The sequence below is a fragment of the Salinirussus salinus genome, assembly GCF_009831455.1.
Taxonomy (GTDB): domain Archaea; phylum Halobacteriota; class Halobacteria; order Halobacteriales; family Haloarculaceae; genus Salinirussus; species Salinirussus salinus.
In genome coordinates this window covers 285,102-308,579 of the sequence record NZ_WOWO01000002.1, presented here as the reverse complement: position 1 = coordinate 308,579, position 23,478 = coordinate 285,102, and the positions used below count along the sequence as shown (strand labels likewise).

Annotated in this window: 22 protein-coding genes, 2 tRNA genes and 1 pseudogene; 15 read left to right on the top strand and 10 right to left on the bottom strand. The window is 68.2% G+C overall.

The window, feature by feature from the left end:
• Positions 1-46: 46 nt before the first annotated feature.
• On the bottom strand, positions 47-1,105 hold the full coding sequence (locus GN153_RS04725) for an NAD(P)-dependent glycerol-1-phosphate dehydrogenase (RefSeq protein WP_159900334.1): 1,059 nt from the start codon (positions 1,103-1,105) through the stop codon (positions 47-49).
• Between the two features lie 161 nt (positions 1,106-1,266).
• Here GN153_RS04725 and GN153_RS04720 point away from each other — a divergent pair, with 161 nt between their 5' ends.
• Both GN153_RS04720 and GN153_RS04715 read left to right on the top strand, forming a co-directional pair.
• Positions 1,267-2,577, top strand: coding sequence for an MFS transporter (locus GN153_RS04720; protein ID WP_159900332.1), 1,311 nt, complete (start codon positions 1,267-1,269; stop codon positions 2,575-2,577).
• Between the two features lie 94 nt (positions 2,578-2,671).
• On the top strand, positions 2,672-3,448 hold the full coding sequence (locus GN153_RS04715; RefSeq protein WP_159900330.1) for an SDR family NAD(P)-dependent oxidoreductase: 777 nt from the start codon (positions 2,672-2,674) through the stop codon (positions 3,446-3,448).
• A gap of 30 nt (positions 3,449-3,478) precedes the next feature.
• On the opposite strand, the gene GN153_RS04710 is transcribed toward GN153_RS04715, so the two are convergent.
• Positions 3,479-4,648 (bottom strand): CaiB/BaiF CoA transferase family protein, encoded by a 1,170-nt coding sequence (locus tag GN153_RS04710; protein WP_159900328.1) that lies wholly within the window; start codon positions 4,646-4,648, stop codon positions 3,479-3,481.
• Positions 4,649-4,795: 147 nt separating this feature from the next.
• On the opposite strand from GN153_RS04710, the gene GN153_RS04705 reads away from it, so the two are divergent.
• Positions 4,796-6,427: a long-chain fatty acid--CoA ligase gene (locus tag GN153_RS04705; protein ID WP_159902184.1), complete on the top strand. Its 1,632-nt coding sequence runs from the start codon at positions 4,796-4,798 to the stop codon at positions 6,425-6,427.
• Positions 6,428-6,466: 39 nt separating this feature from the next.
• On the opposite strand, the gene GN153_RS04700 is transcribed toward GN153_RS04705, so the two are convergent.
• Positions 6,467-6,952, bottom strand: a complete 486-nt coding sequence (locus tag GN153_RS04700; RefSeq protein ID WP_159900326.1) for a cupin domain-containing protein — start codon at positions 6,950-6,952, stop codon at positions 6,467-6,469.
• A gap of 151 nt (positions 6,953-7,103) precedes the next feature.
• Between GN153_RS04700 and GN153_RS04695 the strand changes: the two genes are divergently transcribed.
• Positions 7,104-7,418, top strand: a complete 315-nt coding sequence (locus GN153_RS04695; protein WP_159900324.1) for an EthD family reductase — start codon at positions 7,104-7,106, stop codon at positions 7,416-7,418.
• Between the two features lie 158 nt (positions 7,419-7,576).
• On the opposite strand, the gene GN153_RS04690 is transcribed toward GN153_RS04695, so the two are convergent.
• A tRNA-Ala gene (locus GN153_RS04690) sits at positions 7,577-7,648 on the bottom strand.
• Positions 7,649-7,760: 112 nt separating this feature from the next.
• Between GN153_RS04690 and GN153_RS04685 the strand changes: the two genes are divergently transcribed.
• The 9 genes and pseudogenes from GN153_RS04685 (at position 7,761) to GN153_RS04645 (ending at position 16,830) form a co-directional block, all read left to right on the top strand.
• Entirely contained in the window at positions 7,761-8,345 is a 585-nt protein-coding gene (locus GN153_RS04685) for a response regulator (protein ID WP_159900322.1), read from the top strand.
• Positions 8,329-9,009, top strand: a complete 681-nt coding sequence (locus tag GN153_RS04680) for an RAD55 family ATPase (RefSeq protein WP_159900320.1) — start codon at positions 8,329-8,331, stop codon at positions 9,007-9,009. Before GN153_RS04685 ends, GN153_RS04680 begins: the two co-directional genes overlap by 17 nt.
• 119 nt (positions 9,010-9,128) lie before the next feature.
• On the top strand, positions 9,129-9,896 hold the full coding sequence (locus GN153_RS04675; RefSeq protein WP_159900318.1) for a hypothetical protein: 768 nt from the start codon (positions 9,129-9,131) through the stop codon (positions 9,894-9,896).
• Position 9,897: 1 nt separating this feature from the next.
• Positions 9,898-10,641, top strand: coding sequence for an FAD-dependent thymidylate synthase (gene thyX, locus GN153_RS04670; RefSeq protein ID WP_159902182.1), 744 nt, complete (start codon positions 9,898-9,900; stop codon positions 10,639-10,641).
• Between the two features lie 49 nt (positions 10,642-10,690).
• Positions 10,691-10,864, top strand: a pseudogene (locus GN153_RS04665) (HVO_2922 family protein); the annotation flags it as partial.
• Positions 10,865-10,945: 81 nt separating this feature from the next.
• Positions 10,946-14,023 carry an FAD-binding and (Fe-S)-binding domain-containing protein gene (locus tag GN153_RS04660; RefSeq protein WP_159900314.1) on the top strand — a complete coding sequence of 1,026 codons (3,078 nt, stop codon included), beginning with the start codon at positions 10,946-10,948 and terminating at the stop codon, positions 14,021-14,023.
• Between the two features lie 41 nt (positions 14,024-14,064).
• Complete coding sequence (locus tag GN153_RS04655; protein ID WP_159900312.1) at positions 14,065-15,366, top strand: helix-turn-helix transcriptional regulator; 1,302 nt, start codon at positions 14,065-14,067, stop codon at positions 15,364-15,366.
• A gap of 55 nt (positions 15,367-15,421) precedes the next feature.
• Positions 15,422-15,496: transfer RNA gene (locus tag GN153_RS04650), tRNA-Glu, on the top strand.
• A 212-nt stretch (positions 15,497-15,708) separates the two neighbouring features.
• Positions 15,709-16,830, top strand: coding sequence for an amidohydrolase family protein (locus GN153_RS04645; RefSeq protein WP_159900310.1), 1,122 nt, complete (start codon positions 15,709-15,711; stop codon positions 16,828-16,830).
• Between the two features lies 1 nt (position 16,831).
• Here the strand turns inward: GN153_RS04645 and GN153_RS04640 are convergent, their stop codons facing one another.
• The 6 genes from GN153_RS04640 to GN153_RS04615 form a co-directional block, all read right to left on the bottom strand.
• Positions 16,832-17,191, bottom strand: coding sequence for a Rieske (2Fe-2S) protein (locus GN153_RS04640; RefSeq protein WP_159900308.1), 360 nt, complete (start codon positions 17,189-17,191; stop codon positions 16,832-16,834).
• 92 nt (positions 17,192-17,283) lie between these two features.
• Complete coding sequence (locus GN153_RS04635) at positions 17,284-17,682, bottom strand: hypothetical protein (protein WP_159900306.1); 399 nt, start codon at positions 17,680-17,682, stop codon at positions 17,284-17,286.
• Positions 17,683-17,763: 81 nt separating this feature from the next.
• Positions 17,764-17,994, bottom strand: coding sequence for a hypothetical protein (locus GN153_RS04630; protein ID WP_159900304.1), 231 nt, complete (start codon positions 17,992-17,994; stop codon positions 17,764-17,766).
• A 251-nt stretch (positions 17,995-18,245) separates the two neighbouring features.
• Positions 18,246-19,571 (bottom strand): hemolysin family protein, encoded by a 1,326-nt coding sequence (locus GN153_RS04625; protein ID WP_159900302.1) that lies wholly within the window; start codon positions 19,569-19,571, stop codon positions 18,246-18,248.
• Positions 19,572-19,678: 107 nt separating this feature from the next.
• The gene (locus GN153_RS04620; protein ID WP_159900300.1) at positions 19,679-20,662 is read right to left on the bottom strand and encodes an LLM class flavin-dependent oxidoreductase; all 984 of its coding nucleotides are present in this window, start codon (positions 20,660-20,662) and stop codon (positions 19,679-19,681) included.
• Between the two features lie 63 nt (positions 20,663-20,725).
• Positions 20,726-21,796, bottom strand: a complete 1,071-nt coding sequence (locus tag GN153_RS04615) for a 2,3-butanediol dehydrogenase (protein ID WP_159900298.1) — start codon at positions 21,794-21,796, stop codon at positions 20,726-20,728.
• Between the two features lie 195 nt (positions 21,797-21,991).
• Between GN153_RS04615 and GN153_RS04610 the strand changes: the two genes are divergently transcribed.
• Positions 21,992-23,083: an amidohydrolase family protein gene (locus GN153_RS04610; protein WP_159900296.1), complete on the top strand. Its 1,092-nt coding sequence runs from the start codon at positions 21,992-21,994 to the stop codon at positions 23,081-23,083.
• The gene (locus GN153_RS04605) at positions 23,080-23,454 is read left to right on the top strand and encodes a metal-sulfur cluster assembly factor (protein WP_159900294.1); all 375 of its coding nucleotides are present in this window, start codon (positions 23,080-23,082) and stop codon (positions 23,452-23,454) included. The genes GN153_RS04610 and GN153_RS04605 overlap by 4 nt, the downstream gene beginning before the upstream one ends.
• Positions 23,455-23,478: the final 24 nt, after the last annotated feature.

The window sequence follows — 23,478 nt, the reverse complement described above, 5'->3', positions numbered from 1 at the left end:
GGCCCCGGCTTGCGGAAGCGGACAGATACCCGCCCGGCCTGCCGACTCAGATGACGCCGGTGACGGTAGCGGCCTCCCGGGCCGCCGCCTCGTTCATCCCGTTGCCGAAGATCGTGTAGCGGTCCCGGATCTCGTGGGCGGTCGTCAGCGCCTCGATGACGGTCGCCTCGTCGATCCCCAGCTCGGCGGCGGTCGTCGGCGCGCCGATCGCCGTCAGCGCGCGGCGGACGTCCCGCCAGTCGCCGTTCTCGCCGGTGTGGAGGTACTCGGTCATGATGGCCCCGACGCCCACCTGGTGGCCGTGCAGAGCCGCCCCAGGCGCGAGCCGGTCCAGCCGGTGGGAGAAGAGGTGTTCGGCGCCGCTTGCCGGCCGGGAGGAGCCCGCGATGGACATCGCGACCCCCGAGGAGACCAGTGCCTTCACGACGACCCAGGCGGACTCCTCCAGACCCTCCTTGATCGAGTCGGCGTTCTGGACGAGCATCTCGGCGGTCATCCGCGAGAGCGCGCCGGCGTACTCGGAGTACTCGACGTTCTGGAGCCGGTGGGCCAGCTCCCAGTCCCGCACGGCGGTGTAGTTCGAGATGATGTCCGCACAGCCCGCAGTCGTCAGCCGCCAGGGAGCCTCCGCGAGGACTTCCGTGTCTGCAATGACCGCCAGCGGCGGCTCGGCGGCCACGCTGTGGCGGGTGTCGCGGTCGGGAACCGACCCGCGGCCGGAGACGATGCCGTCGTGGCTGGCTGCGGTCGGGACCGAGACGAAGCCGATGTCGCGGTCCTCGGCGGCCATCTTCGCGATGTCGATCGCCTTGCCGCCGCCCACCCCCACGAGGTAGCCGGCGCCGGCCTCGCGTGCGGCCTCGATCACCCGCTCGACGGCCGCGAAGCTGGCCTCCTCGACCTCGACGAGCGCGGGGTCGGTGTCGGCGTCAGAGAGGAGGTCCCGGACCCGCTCACCGGCGACGGTTCGTGGTGTCGGGCTGGTGACCACGAGCGGCCGGCCCGACAGGTGAAGGTCCGCGACGACGTCGCCCGTCTGCGCGAGCACGCCGTGGCCCACGACGACGTTGCGCGGCAGCCGGATCCACGTCGACTTGTCGAACATATCTCCCGGTTTCCGCGCTGACTGATACAGTTTGTCCCTCTGGGACTCCCCGTAGTTCCTCCCGGGCCCGTGTGTTGTGCCCCCTCGGGTACTGACTCGCGCTCCCTGTGGCGCGGCCACGTACATCAAACGTTTTGCCCGGGGGGCGAGTGGGGCCGGTGATGGACATCTGGTCTGACCCCACGCGGCGCCGCTGGGTCGTCTGGGTCGCCCTCGCCCTGGGCTTCCTGCTGGTGAACGTCCACCGCCTCTCCTCGGCGGTGCTCTCCGAGGACCTGATGCGCGCCTTCGACGCCACGGGCTCGCAACTCGGGACGCTCCACTCCTCGTTTTTCTACGTCTACGCGCCCATGCAGGTGGCTGCGGGCGTGCTCTCGGACCGGCTCGGGATCCGGACGACCGCGACCGTCGGCGTCCTCGTCATGAGTCTGGGCGGGGTGGCCTTCGGGCTCGCGGAGGTGTACCCCGTGGCCTTCCTCGCGCGGCTCTGCATCGGGCTCGGCGCGAGTGTCATCTTCATCGCCACCCTGCGCTTCTGTGCGAACTGGTACCGCCCCGACGAGTTCGCGACGATGAACGGCCTCACCATCGCCATCGCCGGTCTGGGCGGGATCCTCGCGACCACGCCGCTGTCGGTGTTCCAGCAGACCGTCGGCCTCCGGATGACCTTCTTCGCGCTCGGGGGCGCGGGCTTCGTCATCGCGGTCGTCGTCTGGCTGCTCGCGCGGGACACGCCGGCCGACGCCGGCCTCGAACCCGTGGAGAACGTGCCCTCCTCGCCGACGCTGAGTCTCCGGGACGTCGCCGCGAACGCCCGGACCGTCCTCCGCGGTCGGGACACCTGGCTCGCCGGGATCGCGCTGTTCTGTTCGACCGGGCTCAACCTCACAGTCCTCGGGCTCTGGGGCGTCCCCTACGTCGCGCAGGTGTACGACCAGTCGGTCACGGCCGCCTCCACGACGGTTCTCCTCGGCAGCGTCGGTCTCCTGCTCGGGCCGCCGGTCATCGGCAGAATCTCGGACTACCTGGGCGTGCGCACGCGGCTGATGGTCGGCGGTGCGGTGCTGTACACGAGCGCGTTCGCGCTGCTCGCGCTCGCGGGCAAGCCGCCGCTCTGGAGCGTGGGCCTGGTCTTCTTCATGGTGAGTTTCCTCGCCGGGGGGTACGCGCTGGGCTATACGGTCGTCAAGGAAGGCTACGGCAGCGGGGCCAGCGGCGTCGCCACCGGGACCGTCAACGCGCTGGCCTTCGGCGGCGCGGCCGTCTTCCCGACCGTGATGGGGGCGATCCTCGACGCCTACTGGACCGGCCAGACCGTCGGCGGCGCCCGCGTCTACACGCTCTTTGGCTACCGGCTCCTGTTCGCGCTCGCGGCGACCTCCGGGCTCGTCTCGCTGGGCTGTGTCACCTGGCTCCACCTCCGGGCCTCCGGGACGGAGGAGCCGGAAACGGAGGCACCCGCGGGGGCCTGAGCGGCCGGGTCCGGTACCGCCGTGCCACACCGTCCGGACGACACCTGCCGGGTGGCCGAGCTTTATGAGCGGTGCCTCCGAACGGACGAGTGCAATGGATTTCGGACTCGACGACAAGACGGCGCTTGTCACCGGCGGTGCGGGTCGCATCGGGAGCGAGGACTGTCACACACTGGCCGAAGAGGGTGCGGAGGTCGTGGTACTGGACGTCGACGAGGACGGCGCCCAGGAGGTCGCCGACGAGATCGAGGACGAGGGCGGCGAGGCCATCGCCGCGGTCTGTGACCTCACCGACCGCGAACAGGTCGCGGAGACCGTCGGGGAACTGCGCGAGGCGACCGGCGGGATCGACGTGCTCGTCAACAACGCCGGGATGGTCGACGCCACCGGCCGCGCCGGCGAGCTCGACGAAGACCTCTGGGACCGGGACGTCCTGATCAACCTCACCGGCACCTACAACATCACCAAGGAGGTCTTCCCCGCGATGCGCGAGCGCGGCTGGGGCCGGATCATCACGATGTCCTCGATGGCCGGCTGGTACGGCGGCTTCGGGCAGCTCTCCTACTCGACGACGAAGGCCGGGCTCATCGGCTTCGGCAAGACGCTGGCGCTCGAAGGCGCCCCCGACGGCGTCACCTCGAACATCGTCGCCCCCAACATCGTCGTCGCGGACCTGGCCGACCTGACGCCCGACGAACTCGAGGAGATCAGCCCACACTACGCCGACATCGCCCGGGCGACCCCGATGGGCCACCTCGGGACGGAGGCCGACGTGGCGAACCTCACCGCCTACCTGGCCTCAGAGCAGGCCTCCTACGTGACCGGGCAGGTCATGGGCGCAACCGGCGGCGTCGACCTGTTCACCTACTGAGGACTGCAGCCGGACCGCGAACCGACGCGGCTACTCGCCGAGGACGCCGTCCTCGGCCAGGCGGTCGAGTTCCTCCTCGCCGTAGCCGGCCTCCGCGAGCAGGTCGCGGGTGTCCGCGCCGTGGCCCGGCGGGCCTGTCCGGGCGCCGTCGGCGGCCTCCGAGGAGTGGACCGGGAAGCCGACCCGCGGGGTGTGGGTGCTCTCGTCGACCAGGCCGCGGGCCGCGACGTGGTCGCTGTCGTAGGCCTCCGCGGGCGTGCGGACCGGCGCGACCATCGCCTCCACGTCCCCGAGTTCGGCCTCCCACTCCGCGCGGGTCTTCCCGGCGAAGATCCCCTCGAGTTCCTCGCGGACCGCCGCGAGTTCCGCGGGGTCGTCCGTGTTGTGGCTGTCGACCAGGTCCTCCCGGCCGACGGCCTCGCAGAAGGTCTCCCAGAATTTCGGCTCGAGGGCGGCGATGGTGACGTACTCGCCGTCGGCGGTCTCGTAGACGTCGTACCAGGGGAGCCCGCCGCTGAGCGTCGTCGCGCCGGGTCGCGGGTCGCCGCCGGTCAGCCCCTCGTGGGCGACCGCCTGCGAAAAGGAGAGGATCACGTCGGTCATCGCCACGTCGACGTACTCGCCGCCGGTGTTGCCGAGTTCGCGGGAGGCGAGCGCGCCGACGATGCCAAAGGCCGACAGGAGGCCGCCGGCCATGTCGGCGACGGGGTAGCCGGGGATCTGCGGAGCCATGTCGGGGTCCTCGCGGGTCATGTCGAGCAGCCCCGCCATCCCGATGTAGTTGAGGTCGTGGCCCACCCGGTCCTCGTGGGGGCCGGCCTGACCGAAGCCCGTCAGCGAGCAGTAGACGATGTCCGGATTGTGCTCCCGGACGGACTCGTAGTCGACGCCCAGCCGGTCGACGACGCCGGGGCGGAACTGCTCGAAGACGACGTCGGCGGTCTCGGCCAGCCGCATGAACGCCTCGTGTCCCTCCTCGTCTTTGAGGTCGAGCGCGACGCTGCGCTTGCCGCGGTTGACGGCGTCGAACAGGGCACCGACGCCGTCCTCGGTCTGGGGCGGCGAGTAGCGGGCGCCGTCGCCGACGTCCGCGGTCTCCACTTTGATCACGTCCGCGCCCGCGTCCGCCAGCAGTTGCGTGGCGTACGGGCCCGGGAGCAGTTGCGAGAGGTCGAGGACGCGCACTCCGTCGAGTCGCATACCCTCCCCTGCCGCGGCCAGGGAAATAAGCGTGCAGGGTCCGCGGGACGTCCTGCCTCGCACGCTCCCGACCCGCCGATTCGCCGTCCGCGGGCCGATGTCGTCAACTTATAAGTCGCTGCCGGGTGATGCTATCGAATGTCTATGATGGACGTTCAACTCACCATCGACAAGCTCATCGGTCGCGCGGAAGAGCTGTTCCCGGACCGCGAGATCGTCACGCTCCAGCCCGACGGCTCGAAACACCGGTACACCTACGCCGACGCGGCCGACCGGATCGCCCAGCTGGGGCACGCGCTGGACGAGCTCGGGGTCAGCGAGGACGGTCGGGTGGGCGCGGTCGCGATGAACCACTACCGGCACCTCGAACTCTACTTCGCGCCGGGCTGTACGGGCCGGAGCCTCCACATGTGCAACATGCGCCTGCCCGACGGCCACTTCCAGTTCACGATCAATGACGCCGCCGACGAAGTCCTCTTCGTCGACCCCGCCCTGCTCGAGAAGGTCGAGGCCAACGCCGACCAGCTCGACACCGTCGAGCAGTACGTCGTCCTGGCCGACGAGGTGCCCGAGACGAGCCTCGAGCCGGTGGTCTCCTACGAGGAGCTCATCGAGGGCCACCCCACGGAGTACGACTGGCCCGAACTCGACGAGGACTCCGAGTACGGCATGTGTCACACCTCCGGGACGACGGGCAAGCCCAAGGGCGTCCAGTACAGCCACCGGGCCATCTACCTCCACAGCGTGATGACCGGTCACACCGACGCCAACGGGATCGGCGAGTCCGACGTCACCCTGCCGGTGGTGCCGATGTTCCACGCCAACGGCTGGGGGGTCCCCTACGCCTCGACGATGGTCGGAGCCAAGCAGGTGTTCCCGACGGTCCACACCGACCCCGAGAGCATCGCCCGGCTGATCGACGAGGAGGAGGTGACCTTCTCGGCGGCGGTCCCGACCATCTGGCTGGAGATGGCGGAGTTCCTCGACGAGAACCCCGAGGTCGACATCTCCAATATCGAGCGGCTCACCGTCGGCGGCTCGGCCCCGCCGGAGTCGCTCATCCGCAAGTACGACGAGGAGTACGACGCGCCGATCATCCAGGGCTGGGGAATGACCGAAACCACGCCGCTGGGGTCGCTGTCGACGCTGCGGAAGGAACTGCAGGACGCGCCGGCGGAGGAACGCTACGCCAAACGCGCCAAGGCGGGCTTCCCGGTGCCGGGCATCGAGACGCGGATCCGCGACGACGAGGGCAACGTCGTCCCCAAGGACGGCGAGTCGATGGGCGAACTCGAGGTGCGCGGGCCGTGGGTGCTGGACAGCTACCACAACCGGCCGGATGCAAACGCGGAATCGTTCACCGAGGACGGCTGGTTCAAGACCGGCGACATCGCCACCCAGGACGAGGACGGCTACCTCGACCTGGTCGACCGCGAGAAAGACGTCATCAAAAGCGGCGGCGAGTGGATCTCGAGTGTCGACCTGGAAAACGAGCTGATCGGCCACGAGGCGGTCAGCGAGGCCTCCGTGATCGCCGTCCCCCACGCCAAGTGGCAGGAGCGGCCGATGGCGTGTGTCGTCCTCCGGGAGGGGATGGAAGTGACCGCGGAGGAGCTCAACGAACACCTCGCCGAGACCTACCCCGACTGGTGGCTCCCCGACGAGTACCAGTTCCTCGACGAGATCCCCAAGACCTCGACCGGGAAGTTCGACAAGAAGACGCTCCGGGACCGCTTCGACGACGTCCAGCTGGGCGAGGAAGAGGAAGCCGGCGACTGAGGCCGGGCCGGGGCGCACCCGACGGTCCCCGGGCGGCCGTCAGCCCAGCTCCGTCCTGACCTCGTTCCCGCAGTTCCGGCAGGTCGCCGTCGAGACCCGCTCGTCGGCATCGAGGTCGACGTCGTGCTCGGTCACCTCCTCGCAGGCGGGGCATGTGAACTTCGAGACGGTTTCGTCCATCCCCGGCGGCGCGCCGAGCGCGAGCGCGCGGACGCCTTCCTCGCGACTCTCCTCGACGTAGCCGTGCTGGAACTCGCCGGGCGCGAAGCGAACCGCCTCCCCGGCAGACAGTGTCATGCTGGCTTCGCCCTCCTCGGTGTCCCAGGTCGCCTCCCCCTCAAGGATGATGAAGATCTCCTCCTGGCTCTCGTGGGTGTGGTACGCTCCGGAGAAGACCTCCCCGGGGTCGAGGTCGTAGTACTTGACCGCCAGGTCGGTCGCGCCGAGCGCGTCGTCGAGCGCGAGACGGCCGTACCCGGTCGAGAGTGCTGCCGGCGGCGCCTCATCGAGTTCGATCCGTTCCATACCTCCCCGCTCTCGCGTCTCCGGCAAATAGCTACGGGACTATGCTGACTGCGGGACTGTGCTAGCTGCGAGATTGTGCGAAGCCTCCACGGGCGCGCGACGGGCCGGCACGCGGCGGAGTTATATTATCCCCGGGACACCTGTGTCAGGTATGCTCAAGATCGTGGCGCTGGTCGAGAAACGGGACGACCTGGACTGGGAGGCGTTCGTCGAGTACTGGGACGAGGAACACGTCAAGCAGATCGAGAAGGTGTCGACGCTGCAGCGGTACACCATCGCCCCGGCGATCAACCCCGGGGACGCCCCCTACGACGGGGTCGCGGAGCTGTACTTCGAGTCGACCGAGGACATCCAGTCGGGGTTCACCGAGGAACTGAACGAGGCGATCCAGGCCGACGAGGCGGAGTTTCTGGCGGGGTCCGAGACGTTCGTCGCGGCCGAGCAGACGCAGATCGACCGGACCTGAACCCTGGTGGTTCGGGAGCCAGCCGGGCTTACGGGACCCAGTGGACTCGCGGGGGTCTCGCGAGCGGAACGACCCGCGGAGCGAGTGGACTCGCGGGGTCCCCGCGAACGGAGTGAGCGGGGGCTCGCGAGGGAATGAGACGAACGAAGTGAGTCGAGTGGACTCGCGGGGATTTGAACCCCGGGCCTTCCCCGTGCCAGGGGGATGATCTACCACTGATCTACGAGCCCGCGGCCGGTAGTTTCCGACCTGGCAGTTTAAGCCTATCGAACTCCGGAGCGGCGACGACCGGCCAACCCACAGGGCTATGTGGACTGAAATACAACCCCCCGGCGAGACGAGATGGATGGGACAGACGACCCCGTCGTGCTGATCGTCGAGGACGAGCCCGACGTCGCTGGGACCTACGAGATCTGGCTCGAGGAGGCCTACGAGGTCCGGGTGGCCGCGGACGGCGACGAGGGATTACGCCGGCTCGACGACTCGGTCGACGTGGTGTTGCTCGACCGGAAGATGCCCGGGCTGTCCGGCGACGAGCTCCTCGAACGGATCCGCGAACGGGGCATCGACTGCCGGGTGGCGATGGTGACGGCTGTCGACCCGGACTTCGAGATCCTCGAGATGGGCTTTGACACCTACCTCTCGAAGCCGGTGGACGCCGACCAGTTGACAGAGACCGTCGAGGCCCTGCTGGCGCGGTCGGAGTACGACAGCCTGCTCCGGGAGTACTACGCCCTGGTCGAGAAGCGGGCGGCGCTCGAGGCGACCAAGGAGGACGCGGCGCTGGCGGAGAACCGGGAGTACCGGCGGCTGACGGCGGAGGTCGAGGAGTTGCGCGACCGGCTCTCGGAGACGATCGGCGGCATCGCGGACGACGAAGAGTTCATCGCGGCCATCCGGGGGGTCGACGATGGCGGGGGCGGCTGACCGCGGCGCCTACGACCTCGGGGGCGTGCTCGACGTCGACCGCCTGCGGTCGGTTCCGTCGGGGACTGCGCTGCTGATCTCCGGCCCGGCGATGACCGGCAAAGACGGGCTGCTGCAGTCGTTTCTGGCCGACGGACTCTCCCGGAGCGAGGCCGCACTCGCCGTCACGACGAGCGGCACCGCGGAGGGGTTCGTCGACGACATCCGCGAGCGGGCGGAGTTCGAGGGGCGAGCACTCAGCGTGGTCGACTGCCGTGCGGAGGGGAGCCGCGAGAGCCAGGAACTCGAGGGCGGCAGCCACGTCCACCGCGTCTCGGACCCCGCGGACCTGACCAGCATCGGCGTCTGCATCACGGAGGCACTCGACCGGGTCGACGTCGGCGGGTACGACCGCGGCCGGTTCGGGCTGACCTCGCTGTCCACGATGCTGACCTACACCGATGAGAAGACCGTCTTCAAGTTCTGTCACGTCCTCGCCTCGCGGCTGGACGGGGCGGGCTTCGTCGGGTTGTTCACCATCGACGAGAGCGCTCACGACCAGCAGACCCTGCAGGTGCTCAAACAGAACTTCGACGGCCAGGTGCAACTTCGCGAGCGCGAGGGGCAACGGGAGGTCCGCGTGCGCGGGCTCGGCGGCGACCCCTCGCCCTGGCGGGTGCTGTAGTCTCCCTGAGCGGTCCGTGGCGGGCCTTTTGTTCTCGAGCTCGAACGTCGACCTAACAGGTTCTCCACTTTCACCAGCAGGCCGATTCTTATTGCTGGAAGCGCTGGTACAACCGGTTAATGGGGGATACTGAATGTCCGGCGTGTGGTGATTCCTACGAGCGGCTCGCGCAGCACTGGGCTATGTCGGCCGACTGTTCTTATCCGCCGCTCGACCGGCGCCGCCATGAAATACTGAGCGGGTTGTTGATGGGCGACGCAACAGTTCACAACCCCCCATCAGCAGCGAACCCTCGGATGGAGGTACACAGCGTCAACTCCCGATTCTTGGAATGGATCGACGAACAGCTGGCGTGGCTTTCGAATACTGTCACCCTCCGTCGGACGAGTGACGAGATCCGCGAAGCGAATCGCTCGTCGGCACTAGAGCGGTTTGCATCCGTCGACTACGAGATCCGTGACCAGTATCTCTTGACGACGCGCCGACATACAGAACTCAATCGGTATGCCGAATGGTACACCGAAGAACAGAAACGCTTCCCCGAGGATTTGCGACTACAGCCAATAACTCTCAAGCTCTGGTACGTCTGTGACGGAAACTTGCTGTGGGGAACAAAAGGACACACACGTCCCCAGGTCTGGATCTCTGCGTACAACGAGAAAGACCGGAAAGCATTCGTCCGCGGACTCTTTGACCCGACGCCCATCACTCCAACATTTCACGAGGGGAGACTCATGCTGACTTCCGATGAGACTGAGTGGTTTTTCGAGTACGTCGGCGAGCCGGTACCGGGCTTCGAGTACAAATTCGAGACCGGGAGCAAAGAAATGTACGAGGAGCTGAAGGAAGCGTTTTACAGGAGGCACACAACCACTAATGCAGCCTGACATGGAAGTCCAACTCGTCGAGGCAACAGAGAACCCGGAGGAGCTCATCTGCAAAGCGGCCCGAAACGACTACATGCAGGAGTTTGTCGGCGACCTCACCTTCGAGGAGACGATGGAGACGGTCGACGGAGACACGACAGAAGAGAAGATGCGGACCCTCATCGGCCACCTGATGGACCACGGTCACTTCGGGCCCTTCGAACACCCACAGGCCACCTTCGCGGTGAAAGGGGTAAGCCGGTCGTGTATGGCCCAGATCACCCGCCACCGCCACGTCTCATTCGACGTCCGGAGCATGCGCTACGTCGCGTTCGACGACGTCGACCCAGCGGCCGTCCGCGACGGCGAGATGGTCGTCGTCCCGCCCTCCGCGACCGACCCGGACTGGGTCGGCCGGAACCAGCGAACGGCCGATGTCGACGAGGAGCAGGTCCGTCGCCGTGAGGAGCTGTTCCGGGAGACCGTCGCCGACGCCGTCGAGAGCTACCAGGAGCTGCTCGACCTGGGGATGCCCCCCGAGGACGCCCGGTTCGTGCTGCCCATCGGCACGAAGGTCAACATCGTGATGTCGATGAATGTCAGGATGTTGATGCACGTGGCTGACATGCGAGCGGCTGCGGACGCACAGTGGGAGATCCGTGAGCTGACAGAAGAGCTGCTCGACCTCGCGGCGGACTGGTGTCCGGTCACCTTCGACTACTACGAGCGCGAGATGAAAGGCCGGAAGAACCGCCTGGCGCCCTGACGGCCGTCGGCTATTTCCATCTGGCTCCTGAGGGGATAGTTGTATGACAGCGACCTTCGAACTGTACGAGGACAACGCAGGACAGTACCGCTGGCGGCTCCGCCACGAGAACGGCAACATCATCGCCGACAGCGGCGAGGGCTACGCGTCCAAGCAGAAGGCCAAACAGGGAATCGAGAGCGTGAAGCAGAACGCGCCGGAGGCGAGCATCGAGGAGGAGTAGCCGGACCAGAGCGGCCGGGTCTCCCCGCAGAGAAGCCGTGGCCGGCGATGGATTATTCGGGGCGGGGCCAAAGGAGGGGATATGGGTGTCGACGACGCGGGGACAGGTGCCGGGGTCGACCCGGCAGCGGACCCCCGATCCGACTACGACTACCAGGGTGGCGCCGAGACGCGCCCCGACCTCGTCGCGGCGCTCGAGGGGCGCGTCGACGGCGAGGTCCGCTTCGACGAGTACTCCCGCCAGCTGTACGCGACCGACGCCAGCGCCTACGAGGTGACGCCGGTCGGGGTCGTCTTCCCGCAGTCGACCGGCGACGTGGCAGCCGCCGTCTCGCTGTGTGCCGACCGGGACGTGCCGGTGCTCCCTCGGGGCGGCGGGACCAGCCTCGCCGGCCAGACGGTCAACGAGGCGGTCGTCCTCGATTTCACCCGGCACATGGACCGGGTCCACGAGGTCGACCCCGAGAGGGAAGTCGCCCGCGCGGACCCCGGCGTCTACCTGGGCGACCTGAACGCCGCACTCGCCGACCACGACCTCAAGTTCGCCCCGGACCCGGCGTGGGGGGACAAGAGCGCGCTGGGCGGCGCCATCGGGAACAACTCCACGGGCTCACACTCCCTTCAGTACGGCAAGACCGACGCCTACGTCGAATCCTGCGAGGCCGTCCTCGCGGACGGGACGGTGACGGAGTTCGGCGAGATAGCGGTCGCCGACCTCCGCGAACGCGCGGACCCCGAAGGGAACACCGAGCAGCGGGTCTACGCCGCCGTCGCCCGCATCCTCGACGAACGGGAGACCGTCGCGGAGGCCTACCCGGACCTCAAGCGCAACGTCTCGGGGTACAACCTCGACCGGCTGGTCGAGGAGGCCGAGACGGGGACGGTCAACCTGGCCCGGCTGCTGGCGGGCAGCGAAGGGACCTTCGCTATCGTCACGGAGGCGACGGTCTCGCTGGAGGCGGTCCCGGAGACGAAGGCGATGGCGCTGCTCCAGTACGAGGACCTGCTCGACGCCAGCCGGGACGTGGCACCGATCGTCGCTCACGACCCGGCGGCCGTCGAGGTGCTCGACGACGTTCTGCTGGACCTGGCCCGCGATACCGAGGAGTTCGGTGCGCTCGTCGAGGAGATGGTCGCGGCAGGGACCGGCGCGGTTCTGCTCGTCGAGTTCTACGCCGACAGCGACGAGGAGGGTCGGGAGAAAGTTGCGGACCTGCTGGCCGACCGGTTTCCGGGAGCGGAAACGGCAGCCAGCCCCGCAGACGGCGCCGCGGAGACGACCGACGCGCCGGCCTACGCGACGGCGGCGGCGGAGGCCCACGACCAGGCCGAGCGGGACCGCTTCTGGAAGCTCCGCAAGAGCGGCCTGCCCATTCTCCTGGGCCGGACGACGGACGAGAAACACATCAGCTTCATCGAGGACGCCGCCGTCCCGCCCGAGCAGCTGCCCGACTTCGTGGCCGGCTTCCAGGAACTGCTCGCGGAGGAGGGGTCGGTCGCGAGCTTCTACGGCCACGCCGGGCCGGGCTGTCTGCACATCCGCCCGCTGGTCGACACCAAGACCGTCGAGGGCGTGGAGACGATGCGGGCGATCGCGGAGAAAGCCACCGACCTGGTCGTCGAGCAGGGCGGCAGCGTCTCCGGCGAACACGGTGACGGCCGGGCGCGCAGCCGGTGGAACCACAAGCTGTACGGCCAGCGGGTCTGGGACCTCTCGCTGTCGCTGAAGGAGGCCTTCGACCCCGGCTGGCTGTTCAACCCCGGGCAGGTCGTCGGCTACCGCGAGCCCGGCGCGGACGTTCCCGAGCGGGCCCGCGTCGTCGAGATGACCGACCACCTCCGTTTCGATCCCGAGTACGACCTCGACCTGGGCTTCGAGCCCCGGCTGGAATGGGACAACGACAACGGGATGCAGGGAATGGTCGAACTCTGTCACGGCTGCGGGGGGTGTCGGGGTCCCCAGGAGACCACCGGCGGCGTGATGTGCCCGACGTTCCGGGCTGCCGAGGAGGAGGTGACCAGCACCCGCGGCCGGGCGAACATGCTCCGGCAGGCGATGAGCGGCGACCTGCCCGACGACGTCACCGACGAGGAGTTCGTCTCGGAGGTGATGGACCTGTGTATCGGCTGCAAGGGGTGTGCCCGGGACTGCCCCAGCGAGGTCGACATGGCGAAACTCAAGGCCGAAGTCGAGTACCAGGCCCACCAGGAGGGCGCGACCACGCTCCGGGACCGCCTGTTTGCCAACATCGACAGCGTGAGCCGGCTGGCGAGCGCGCTCGCACCCCTCTCCAACTGGGCGGGGAACCTCCCGGGAAGCGGGCTCGTCGCCGAGAAGGCCCTGGGGATCGCCCGCGAGCGCGACCTGCCGACCTTCCGCCGGAAGACCTTGACCGACTGGATGGCCGGCCGCGAGCCCGCCGTCGAGCCTGGCGAGGCGGTCCGGAAGGCAGTCCTCTTCCCCGACACGTACACCAACTACAGCCACCCCGAGGCCGGGAAGGCGGCCGTCCGGGTGCTGGAGGCGGCGGACGTTCACGTCCGCCTGGCGGAGGGCGTCGCTCCGAGCGGGCGGGCGGCCCACTCGAAGGGCTTTCTCGACACGGCCCGCGAGCGGGCGCGGACGAACGTCCGCGCGCTGGCGCCGTCCCTCGCCGAGGGGTTCGACGTCGTGGTCGTCGAGCCCTCCGACGCGGTGATGTTCCAGTCCGACTACCTGGACCTGCTCGCCGGCGACACCGTCGAGCGGGTCGCCGCCAACACCTACGGAGTCTGTGAGTATCTGGACCGCCACCGCCTCGACGAGCGCGTCCCCTTCGAGGCGCCCGACGAGACGCTGACCTACCACGGCCACTGTCACCAGACGGCGGTCAAGCGCGACCACCACGCGGTAGGGGTACTCCGGCGGGCCGGCTACGCGGTCGACGCGCTGGACTCGGGCTGCTGTGGCATGGCCGGGAGCTTCGGCTACGAGGCCGAGCACTACTCGATGAGTCGGGCCATCGGCTCCATCCTCGAGAGCCAGGTCACCGAAAGCCCGGGGGAGCGAGTGGTCGCGCCCGGCGCGTCCTGCCGCTCGCAGCTGGGCGAGGAGGTCCTGAAGGGCGAAACGCCGTCCCACCCCGCCGAGGCGCTCGCCGAGGCGCTTCCCCACCGGTAGACACAGCGCTTTTCCCGTCGGCCAGCAGAGGTACCGAACAGATGACCCGACGGTTGGGGGCGGTCGGCCTCGTCGCGGTTCTCGTACTCGGAGCGGTCGCCGCGGCCCCCGCGCTCGCTGCGGCCTCGGCCGCCGCGCCCGGGTCGGCGGGTGAGCCGGCAGCGAACGCCGGACTCGCGTCACAGACCGCTCCCGGCCCCGTCCCCCAGGCGACGCCCGACGGGTTCGACAGCACGGTCTTCCGTGTCACGGCCTACGAGAACGGGTCGGCTCGCTGGACGCTCCAGTACCTGCGCCTGCTGGAGAACGAGTCACAGGTCGCCACCTTCGAGGAGTACGCCGCCGAGTTCGAGCGCACCGAACCGGCGTTCGTCCGCGACTTCCGGACCCGGGCCGAGCGGCTGACCGCCTTCGGGACGAACGCGACCGGGCGGAACATGACGGCAACCGGCTTCCGGCGGGCGGCGTTCGTGCGGACACAGCCCGGCGGGACCCAGGCCGTGGGGGTCGTCGAACTCTCCTTCCTGTGGAGTGGCTTCGCGCAGGTCCGCGAGGACCGGGTCGTCGTCTCGGACGTCTTCGAGGGCGGGATGTACATCGATACGGACCAGCGCCTCGTCTTCGCTCACGGACGGAACCTCAGCTTCGCCGCCGACGGCGTCGACCCGGAGCCGGACTCCGTGGCCGGCGGGGCTCTCGGGGCTAGCGACACCGTCACCTGGGTCGGCGAGCGGCGCTTTCTCGACGCCCGGCCGCGCGTCGCGTACGCGCGAGTCGAGGCCGGAGCGGAAACACCTGGAGAGGGAACGGCTACTCCCGGGTCCGACGGGTCCGGGACGAACGGGGGCGCGGGCTCCGACGGCGCGGGTGACCCGAACGGGTCGTCGCCGAACGACGGGGGCTCCGGGCTGATGCTCCCGGTCGCGCTCGGGGTGGTGTTGCTCCTCGGGCTGGTCGGTCTGGCCTGGTACAGCGGCGCCATCCCGGCCGGCAGGGCGTCCGGCACTGACGGGGAGACCGGTTCGCCGGGCGACGCCGGTGGCCCCTCGGCCGGGACAGCCGGGGCACAGACCCGGGACCCGGCCGCCAGCCCGCCGGTATCGGAGGCGGAACTGCTCTCCGACGAGGACCGCGTCCGCAGGCTGCTCGAGGACAACGGCGGGCGGATGAAGCAGGTCGACATCGTCGACGAGACCGAGTGGTCGAAATCGAAGGTGAGCATGCTCCTCTCGGAGATGGAGGAAGACGGGGAGATCAGCAAGCTCCGGGTCGGCCGGGAGAACATCATCAGCCTCAGCGGCCACGAACCCGACGCCGCCGGCTCGCCCTTCGACGAGGAGTGAGGGCGAAACGCAATGGTTAAAAGCATTCTGTCGCTACGTCTGCTTGCGTTCGGGCGCTCCGATAGTGTAGTCCGGCCAATCATATTGCCCTCTCGAGGCAATGACCAGGGTTCGAATCCCTGTCGGAGCACTCTTCTGAACGAACGGAGTGAGTGAAGAAGGAAGCACACAAAGGGATTCGAGCAGACGAGTCGCGCGCAGCGTAGCGAGCACGTCTCGGCGAGTTCAAATCCCTGTCGGAGCATTCGTCTTCTGTCACCATAGTGGATTTTCACTCCCCCAGGTCCGCCCACGACCCCCCACCGAATTTATTGTACCGGGTGCTGAATGGTGTGGCAACGCATGGCAACCCAGCAGACAGAACCCGCCCTCACCGCGGAAGAACTGACTATCGTCGACGCGGACTCGCACCTGTCCTTTTCGGCGGCCGAGCACCTCGTCGACTACATCGACGAGTCGAACGCCGCCCGTGACATGATCGAAACGGCGGCCGAGAGCGGGATGGTGTACAACGAGATCTACACAGTCACACGCGCGAGCCCCGCCTTCCCGAACGCCGACGCCTACTCGAGTTCGGGGGCGGGCCACGACTCGACGGACCCGGAGGGGAAGATCGGGTTCATGAACGAGTTCAACGTCGACTACAGCGTCCTCACCCCGCCGGGGCTGCTCGGGACAGTCAACCACGACCAGACCGCAGACGCGCTCGCGCGGGCCTACAACGACTGGCTGCTCGACAAGTGGATCGACACGGACGACCGCCTCTACGCGACCCTCTCGGTCGCCAGCCAGGTGCCCGACCGGATGCCCGAGGAGATCGACCGCATGGCCACCGAAGACCAGGTCGTCGGTGTACAGCTCCCCGCGGCGGGGCTGGTGCCGCCGGCGGGGCACCGCATGTACGACCCCATCTACGAGGCCGCCCAGGACCACGGGCTCCCCGTCGTGATGCACAGCCAGGACGTCCAGGCCGCGAGCACGTTCCCCGTCCAGCGCCGGTGGGCCGAGACGTTCTCGGAGAGCCACGCCTTCAGCTTCCCCGTCGAATCGATGTGGCACCTCATCTCGCTTGTCTGCAACGGCGTCCCCGAGAAGTTCCCCGACCTTGAGTGGGTGCTCCAGGAGTCGGGTGCGGAGTGGCTCCCCTGGATGATGTGGCGGCTCGACGACCACTACCTCCAGTGCTCGCAGGACTTCCCGATGCTCACGAAACGGCCCAGCGAGTACATCAGAGACCAGTTCCACATCACGACCCAGCCGCTCGGTCACACCGACGACACCCAGCACATGGGGTGGGCGATGGAGATGGCCGGCGGCGGCGACACGCTGCTGTATTCGACGGACCATCCCCACCCCGACTTCGACCCGCCCAGCGAGGTCCTCAAACCGGCGAAAGCACAGCTCGACGACGACCAGGTGCGCAAGCTGATGGGCGAGAAGGCGATGGAGGTGTTCGGGATCTGAACTACCGCAGGACGTAGACGTTACCGTCCTCGACCTCCACGTCGTAGGTCGGGACCCGGTACCGGTCGTCGTCGATGCTCTTCCCGTCGCGGACGTCGAACTTCCAGCCGTGCCAGGGGCAGGTGACGTTCTTCTGGACGTCGTCGTAGGTCCACTCCCAGCCGTCGTCCGCGATGCCGTACTCGCCGGAGAGGTCGCCCTCGCAGAGCGGGCCACCCTGGTGGACACAGAAATTCACCAGCGCGTGGAGTTCTCCCTCGACCCGGAACACCGCGACCTCGGTCCCGCGGACGTCGGCCAGGACGCGGTCGCCCTCCTCGGCGAGTTCGGACTCCTCGGCGATCAGGTGACGTGTTGGCATTGCTCTCTCCAACCCCAGTCGACCAGTTATAAGTTCCGCTGCCGCCCCAGTCCCGGGGACACAAGCCCGCGACGGGAGTTCCGGGCGAGCGGTCAGAGCTTCGCTTCGACGAAGTCGACGAACGCGTCGCTCTCCATCCCGTAGACCGTGTAGCCCTCCGGCGAACGCCGGCGTTCGATCTTCCCGACCGCCTCTCCGTCGACCTGTACCTCCCACGCGTTCCCGACCTGCGACGCGTACGCGACAAAGCGGATCTCGATCCCGTATTCTTGCTCGAGGTCGTCGACGGTCTCGTGTTTGAGCACCCCGTCCTCGAAGCGCGGCGGACGGTACGGACGGAGCCCGTACCGCCGGAACTCCTCGATGGTTCTCCGCCACCAGTCCGGCAGCTCGGAGATGTCGGTGTCCTCGTACGGGTCTTCCGGGTCTTCCCCCGGGTCTCTCCCCTCTAACTTCTCGACATCCCCGCCACCGTCGGGGTCGGCGTCCATGCGCGAGGGTACTGGCGGGGCGCTAAAGAATGTCTGCCCATGCGCGGCTCCGGGCTTCTCGCGTGCTGCCAGGCCCCGCGCTCACAGTTCGTTCGTCTTGATCCCCAGGTCGCGTTCGTTCGGGACGTTCTCGACGTCACTGTCGCAGTCGGAGCAGGGCTGGGGGTCCGTGCTGATGTAGACAGTTCCACAGTCAGGACACTCGTAGAGCCGCCCCGGTTCGGGGTCTTCGCCGTTCCTTCTCCGGGTCTCCTCGGCTTCAGATCCGGTCGCGAATCGGGCTCGTAGCCACTGCAGTGGTTTCTTCCACACACGCGATACAAGTTGGCAGCGTGACAATATGCTTTGTGGCCGAGACGACTGCGCGGGTGCCGCCAGGACGCTTCCGGGAACGTTCCGGACGCGACTGGTCGAAAACTGGAGGAGCCGGGGGTGAACGGGGGTCGACCCGGATAGCCAGGTGCCGCCGACCCGTGCGAAGAGACACCCAGTCGGGATCAGTCGGCACCCGCCGGTCTCCGGAGTCACCGTCCGGGATGCGGGACGCACCCGTCAGTGCCGACTCACTCGTCACTCCCCTCGCGCTCGTAGATCCGTACCGTCGAGATCCGGGTGCCGTCGACCCCAGTCACCTCGATGGTGTGTCCGGGTACGTCGACGCTGTCGCCGGGTTCGGGCGCACGGTCGAGCCGGCTGAGCACGAACCCGCCGACCGTTTCGACCGCCTCGTGGTCGAGTGCGAGGTCGAGCACGTCGTTGACCGCCGACAGCGGGACGCCGCCGTCGGCGTCGAACCCGCCGTCGCCGCGCTCGCGGACCGACGGTTCGCGCTCGTCGGTGTCGAACTCGTCGCGGAGGTCGCCGACGACGGCCTCGACGACGTCCTCGACCGTCGCGATCCCCTCCAGCGACCCCCACTCGTCGATCACCGCGGCCATCTGCTGGTGTTCCTCCCGGAACTGCAGGAGGAGGTCGTTGATCGCGGTCGTCTCCGGGACGACGAGTATCTCGCGGGCGATATCGCCGGCGGTCGTCGTCCCGGCGTCCGCGCTCTCGCTCGCGCGCAGCACGTCCTTGAGGTCGACGAAGCCGACCACCTGGGTCGGGTCGTCGGCCTCGACGACTGGATAGCGCGTGTGTCCTGACTCGAAGACGGCCTCCCGGAGTTCGGCCAGTGTGGCGTCGGCCGGCACGCTCACCACGTCCGGCAGCGGGACCATGACTTCCCGGACGCTGGTGTCGTCGAGCTCGAACACGCGGTCGATCATCGCCACCTCCGCGACGTCGACGTCGCCCGCCTCGCCGGAGCGTGCCAGCACGCGGCGGATCTCCCGCTCCCCGAGCGTCTCGTCGGACTCGGAGGCCGGCGGCACACCCAGGAGGCTGGTGAACGCGTTGGCCGCCCCGTTGAAGACGACGATGCCCGGGTAGAAGAGGTAGTAGAAGACCTTCATCGGCGGCGCGAGGTACAGCGAGAACCGCTCGGTCTGGGCGATCGCGAACGTCTTCGGGGCGAGTTCGCCGAAGACGACGTGGAGGAAGGTGATGATCGAGAAGCCGACCGCGATGGCGACCAGGTGGATGAGCGACGCCGGGAGGACCGACTCCAGCGCCGGTTCCAGCAGCGACGCGATGGCGGGTTCGCCGGCCCACCCCAGCCCCAGCGAGGCGAGCGTGATGCCGAGTTGCGTCACCGCGAGGTAGTTGTCGAGGTCCCCCATCACGTCCTGGAGACTCTCCGCGCCGGCTCGCCCCTCCTCGACGAGCTGTTCGACCGAGGTGGCGCGGACCCGGACGAAGGCGAACTCCGCGGCGACGAAGAAGCCGTTCAGAACGACGAGAAACAGCGCGAACACGAGCCGGAGCAGCGAGGGGCCGACGTCTACCATCGACCCGTCCGGCTGTCGGCAGCAGTCACGTACACCGAATCCATACCGGACTGTCCGCGCGAGTCCACAAAAAGGGTGGCAACGACCGCCGTTACATCTACCGACGTTCAGAGATGCTCGACTGTCTCGCGAAGCATCTCCTCCGGCGCACTCTGGGCCGGGAGGTAGGCCACCGGCGAGTCGGCCCCGGCCGCCCCGAAACGGTCGAAGCTCTCGGCTGCTTGTTCGGGTGTCCCGGCGGCGCAGAACGCGTCGACCATCTCGTCGGTGACCGCGGCGGCGGCCCCGGCAGGCCCGTCGTCCGCCCAGCCCGCCTGGATGGCGTCGGCCTCCTCGCCGAACCCGAAGTTGGTGACGGCATCGGCGTAGTAGTCGCCCATCGCGCCGACGTAGAAGCCGACGACTGAGGCGGCGTGCTGGCGTGCCGCCTCTGGGTCTGTCTCGGAGATGCAGGTCGGGACCCACGGTGCCACGTCGATGGCGTCGGGCTCGCGGTCGCCGCGAGAGGCACCACGGTGGACGGCCTCGAGCGCGTCGTCGAGCCCCGACGACGGGAGGATAAAGGGCATCCAGCCGTCGGCGAATTCCCCGGACAGCTGGCGGTTCGTTTCACCCATTGCCGCGACGTATATCGGACACTCGTGGTAGGTGTCCACGTCGAGCTGGAACCCCGAGAGGTCGAAGAATTCGCCGTCGTACTCGACGCGGTCGCCGCGGAGAAAACCCCGGACGGTCTCGATGTACTCCCGGGTCCGCCGGAGCGGCGCCTCGAACTCGACGCCGTGGAAGTTCTCGATCACCGCCGGACCGCTCGCGCCGATGCCGACGCGAAAGCGGCCGTCCCCGATGTCCGCGAGCGTGTTCGCCGTCATGGCGACGAGCCCCGGCGTCCGGCTGTAGATGTTGAAAATACCCGAGCAGACGTCGATCGTGTCGGTGCGTTCGAGCAACTGCGTCATCGCCGGTACGGAGGCGGGACCCCACGACTCCCCGACCCAGACCGACTCGAGCCCCGCCGACTCGGCCAGAGTCGCGTACTCGAACAGGTCCTCGCGGTCGCCGCCGCCCACGGTGATGCCAGTAGCCGTCATACGCGCACCTGACGCGACGGGGGGTTGAAACTTTCCCCGGACGGTGGTCGGTCCATGGCCGGGCTACAGTTCGACGAGAACCTTCACCTCCTCCCGGTCGGGGTCCAGCAGCGCATCGAAGCCGTCTTCGACGACATCGTCGAGGGGGATGCAGCTGCTGACGAGGGGCTCGGGGTCGAGCGCGCCGGATGCGAACATCCCGACGACGGGACCGAACTCCTCGTCCGACCGGGGGCCACCCTCGTACGCGAGCGTGCCGTCGAGGGAGCGTTCGCCCATGACGAAGAGGTTCGGGTCGACCTCCACGGCGCCCTCGAACTGGCTGATGACGGTAGTGTGGCCGCCGGCGGTGGTCGCTGTGACCGCATCCTGCAGCGTCTGCTCGACGCCGGCGACTTCGAAGGAGACGTCGACGCCGCCGGCCCGCTCGTGGATCTGCGCGACCGTGTCCGTCGCGGTCGGGTCCAGCGTCCCGTCCGCCCCGACGGCCCCGGCGAGGTCGCGGCGTGTGTCCTGCGGTTCGACGGCGTAGACCGTGTCGGCGCCGGCGGCGCGGGCAGCCTGGATGACGGTGAGGCCGATCGGGCCGGCACCGTAGACGGCGACGGAGTCGCCTGGAGCGAGGGGACTGGTACGGACGGCGTGGAAGCCGACGCTGAAGGGTTCGGCGAGCGCGCCGTACCCGACGGGGAGCGCGTCCGGGAGCCGGACGGCTTTCTCCCGCGAAACGACGACCTCCTCGGCGAGTCCACCCCTGCCCCCGGAGAGGCCGATGAAGCCGCCGGATTCACACCGGTTGTGGTGACCGGCAACACAGTGTCGACACTCCCCGCAGTAGAGGAGGGGATTGACCGTCACGGGGTCGCCAGCGGAGATGTCGTCGACGTCGGCACCGACCTCGGCGACTTCCCCGGCGAACTCGTGGCCCAGCGGGACCGGGAGCGTCTCGCCGGTGAGCGGGTGTGGGTCGTCGTCGGGGATCGCGACCGGCCCGGCGGCGTATTCGTGGAGGTCCGACCCGCAGATCCCGCAGGCGGTGACCGAGACCCGGATCTCGTCCGCCCCGGGACCAGCAGGGGCGTCGACCTCTTCGACGCGGACGTCTCCCTGTCCGTGGTACGTCGCGGCTCTCATGCGGGTACGTTTCAATCCATAGTCATTAAATGTTGAGGGGTCCTGCGTTCCCTCCCTCGTCGGGGTGGGACCGGGGGGCCGACCAGTAGATTTATGATTTTGAGGTAACCATTCCGGGAGACGTATGTGTGACATAGCCACGGTAGAACATAGCACAGTCAGCACCGCGCGGTCCGGTGTCCGGGGGTGTCGTCCGTGGTAGACCTCAACGAGACGTTCGTCTACGACTCGATCACGCACGCGTACAACATGGCGCCCTCGAACTACCGGAACGAGCGCCACGCCGAGGGGATCGTCGGGATGCTCGCCGGCAACACGGATATCGGGCCGGCGGAGTATCACCTTTCGCAAGACGGGTTCGTCCGGGACTGGGGCGTCGAGGAGACGGCGAACATGCTCTTCCGGGAGAGCCGGACGGACATGGCGACCTTCCAGCCCGTCCCGATGTACGCGTTCCACGACGGGCTCGTCGCCAACGAGAAAGCCGCCGAGGTGATGGATCGGTGGCCCGACAGGTTCCGGGCGTACGCCTCGGTCGACCCCCTCCGGGACGGGTGGGAGCGGGCCCTGGAGGAACAGGCCGACGCCTTCGACCCGCTGGGTGTCAAACTGTACCCGTCACACTGGAGCGAGGACACCTACGAGGGCTGGAGCATGGGCGACCCGGAGGTGGCCTTCCCGGTGTTCGAGAAGGCGGTCGACATGGGTCTCGACCGCATCGACATCCACAAGGCTATCCCGTTCGGCCCGGTCCCGCGGTCGGACTACCATCCCGGTGACGTGGACGTGGCGGCCGAGAGCTTCCCCGATATCGACTTCAGTATCGTCCACGCCGGGGTCGCCTTCGCCGAGGAGACTGCCTGGCAACTGGCCAGATTCCCGAACGTCTACGCCAACCTCGAGGGGCTCTTCCCGCTCCTCGTCGCGAACGAGCGCCGCTTCGCCAACGTGTTTGCCGAGCTGCTCAGCATGACCGGCGAACTCGGGGTCGAGAAACTGTTCTACAGCTCCGGGGCGATGTCGATCCACCCCCGCCCGCAACTCGAAGCGTTCGCCGAGTTCCAGTTCCCGGAAGACGTCCGCGAAAGCATGGGTGGAACGAGTGAGGTCCCGCACCTCACTGACGAGCACAAACGGAAGATCCTCGGGGAGAACTACGCCGAGTTCATCGGGCTAGATATCGACGAAGCCAGGTCCCGTATCGAGGACGACGAGTTCAGTCAGGGGGGAGACGAGCTGGCTGCGCCGTACTCGACGACGCAGGCGGCAGACGAGGTGGTCGGATGACGGTCGACCGGGAGCTGGTCGAACGGCGGCTGGACGAGGTCGTCGACCCGTGCAGTGCGGCCAACGGGACGGACCTCGGCCTCGTCGAGATGGGGCTGGTGGCGGACATCGAGATAGAGTCGGCCCACGTGACCGTCTCGCTGCGGCTCACCTCCCCGTTCTGTATGCAGATCCCCTATTTCGTCGACGAGGTCGAGGGGAAAGTCGGCGGGTTGGACGGCGTGTCGTCGGTTACGCTCGAAACGGACCAAGGCATGGAGTGGCACCAGGGGATGATGGCCGACTCGGCGCGAGCGCGACGGGAGGAACGGAAGGCCGCCCGTATCGAGAAGCTCGAGGCGGAGAGTACAGCCCCGGTCAACGAATCGTAGCTGACAGCTGCAGGCCCGGTCGCA

Coding starts and splice junctions, on each gene's coding strand:
- GN153_RS04615 (WP_159900298.1), bottom strand. CDS start 21,796: ATGAGAGCCGCGACGTACCACGGACAGGGAGACGTCCGCGTCGAAGAG.
- GN153_RS04695 (WP_159900324.1), top strand. CDS start 7,104: ATGCTCAAGATCGTGGCGCTGGTCGAGAAACGGGACGACCTGGACTGG.
- GN153_RS04645 (WP_159900310.1), top strand. CDS start 15,709: ATGGCAACCCAGCAGACAGAACCCGCCCTCACCGCGGAAGAACTGACT.
- GN153_RS04660 (WP_159900314.1), top strand. CDS start 10,946: ATGGGTGTCGACGACGCGGGGACAGGTGCCGGGGTCGACCCGGCAGCG.
- GN153_RS04705 (WP_159902184.1), top strand. CDS start 4,796: ATGGACGTTCAACTCACCATCGACAAGCTCATCGGTCGCGCGGAAGAG.
- GN153_RS04635 (WP_159900306.1), bottom strand. CDS start 17,682: ATGGACGCCGACCCCGACGGTGGCGGGGATGTCGAGAAGTTAGAGGGG.
- GN153_RS04605 (WP_159900294.1), top strand. CDS start 23,080: ATGACGGTCGACCGGGAGCTGGTCGAACGGCGGCTGGACGAGGTCGTC.
- GN153_RS04700 (WP_159900326.1), bottom strand. CDS start 6,952: ATGGAACGGATCGAACTCGATGAGGCGCCGCCGGCAGCACTCTCGACC.
- GN153_RS04685 (WP_159900322.1), top strand. CDS start 7,761: ATGGATGGGACAGACGACCCCGTCGTGCTGATCGTCGAGGACGAGCCC.
- GN153_RS04725 (WP_159900334.1), bottom strand. CDS start 1,105: ATGTTCGACAAGTCGACGTGGATCCGGCTGCCGCGCAACGTCGTCGTG.
- GN153_RS04655 (WP_159900312.1), top strand. CDS start 14,065: ATGACCCGACGGTTGGGGGCGGTCGGCCTCGTCGCGGTTCTCGTACTC.
- thyX (WP_159902182.1), top strand. CDS start 9,898: ATGGAAGTCCAACTCGTCGAGGCAACAGAGAACCCGGAGGAGCTCATC.
- GN153_RS04720 (WP_159900332.1), top strand. CDS start 1,267: ATGGACATCTGGTCTGACCCCACGCGGCGCCGCTGGGTCGTCTGGGTC.
- GN153_RS04680 (WP_159900320.1), top strand. CDS start 8,329: ATGGCGGGGGCGGCTGACCGCGGCGCCTACGACCTCGGGGGCGTGCTC.
- GN153_RS04620 (WP_159900300.1), bottom strand. CDS start 20,662: ATGACGGCTACTGGCATCACCGTGGGCGGCGGCGACCGCGAGGACCTG.
- GN153_RS04675 (WP_159900318.1), top strand. CDS start 9,129: ATGGGGGATACTGAATGTCCGGCGTGTGGTGATTCCTACGAGCGGCTC.
- GN153_RS04710 (WP_159900328.1), bottom strand. CDS start 4,648: ATGCGACTCGACGGAGTGCGCGTCCTCGACCTCTCGCAACTGCTCCCG.
- GN153_RS04640 (WP_159900308.1), bottom strand. CDS start 17,191: ATGCCAACACGTCACCTGATCGCCGAGGAGTCCGAACTCGCCGAGGAG.
- GN153_RS04715 (WP_159900330.1), top strand. CDS start 2,672: ATGGATTTCGGACTCGACGACAAGACGGCGCTTGTCACCGGCGGTGCG.
- GN153_RS04625 (WP_159900302.1), bottom strand. CDS start 19,571: ATGGTAGACGTCGGCCCCTCGCTGCTCCGGCTCGTGTTCGCGCTGTTT.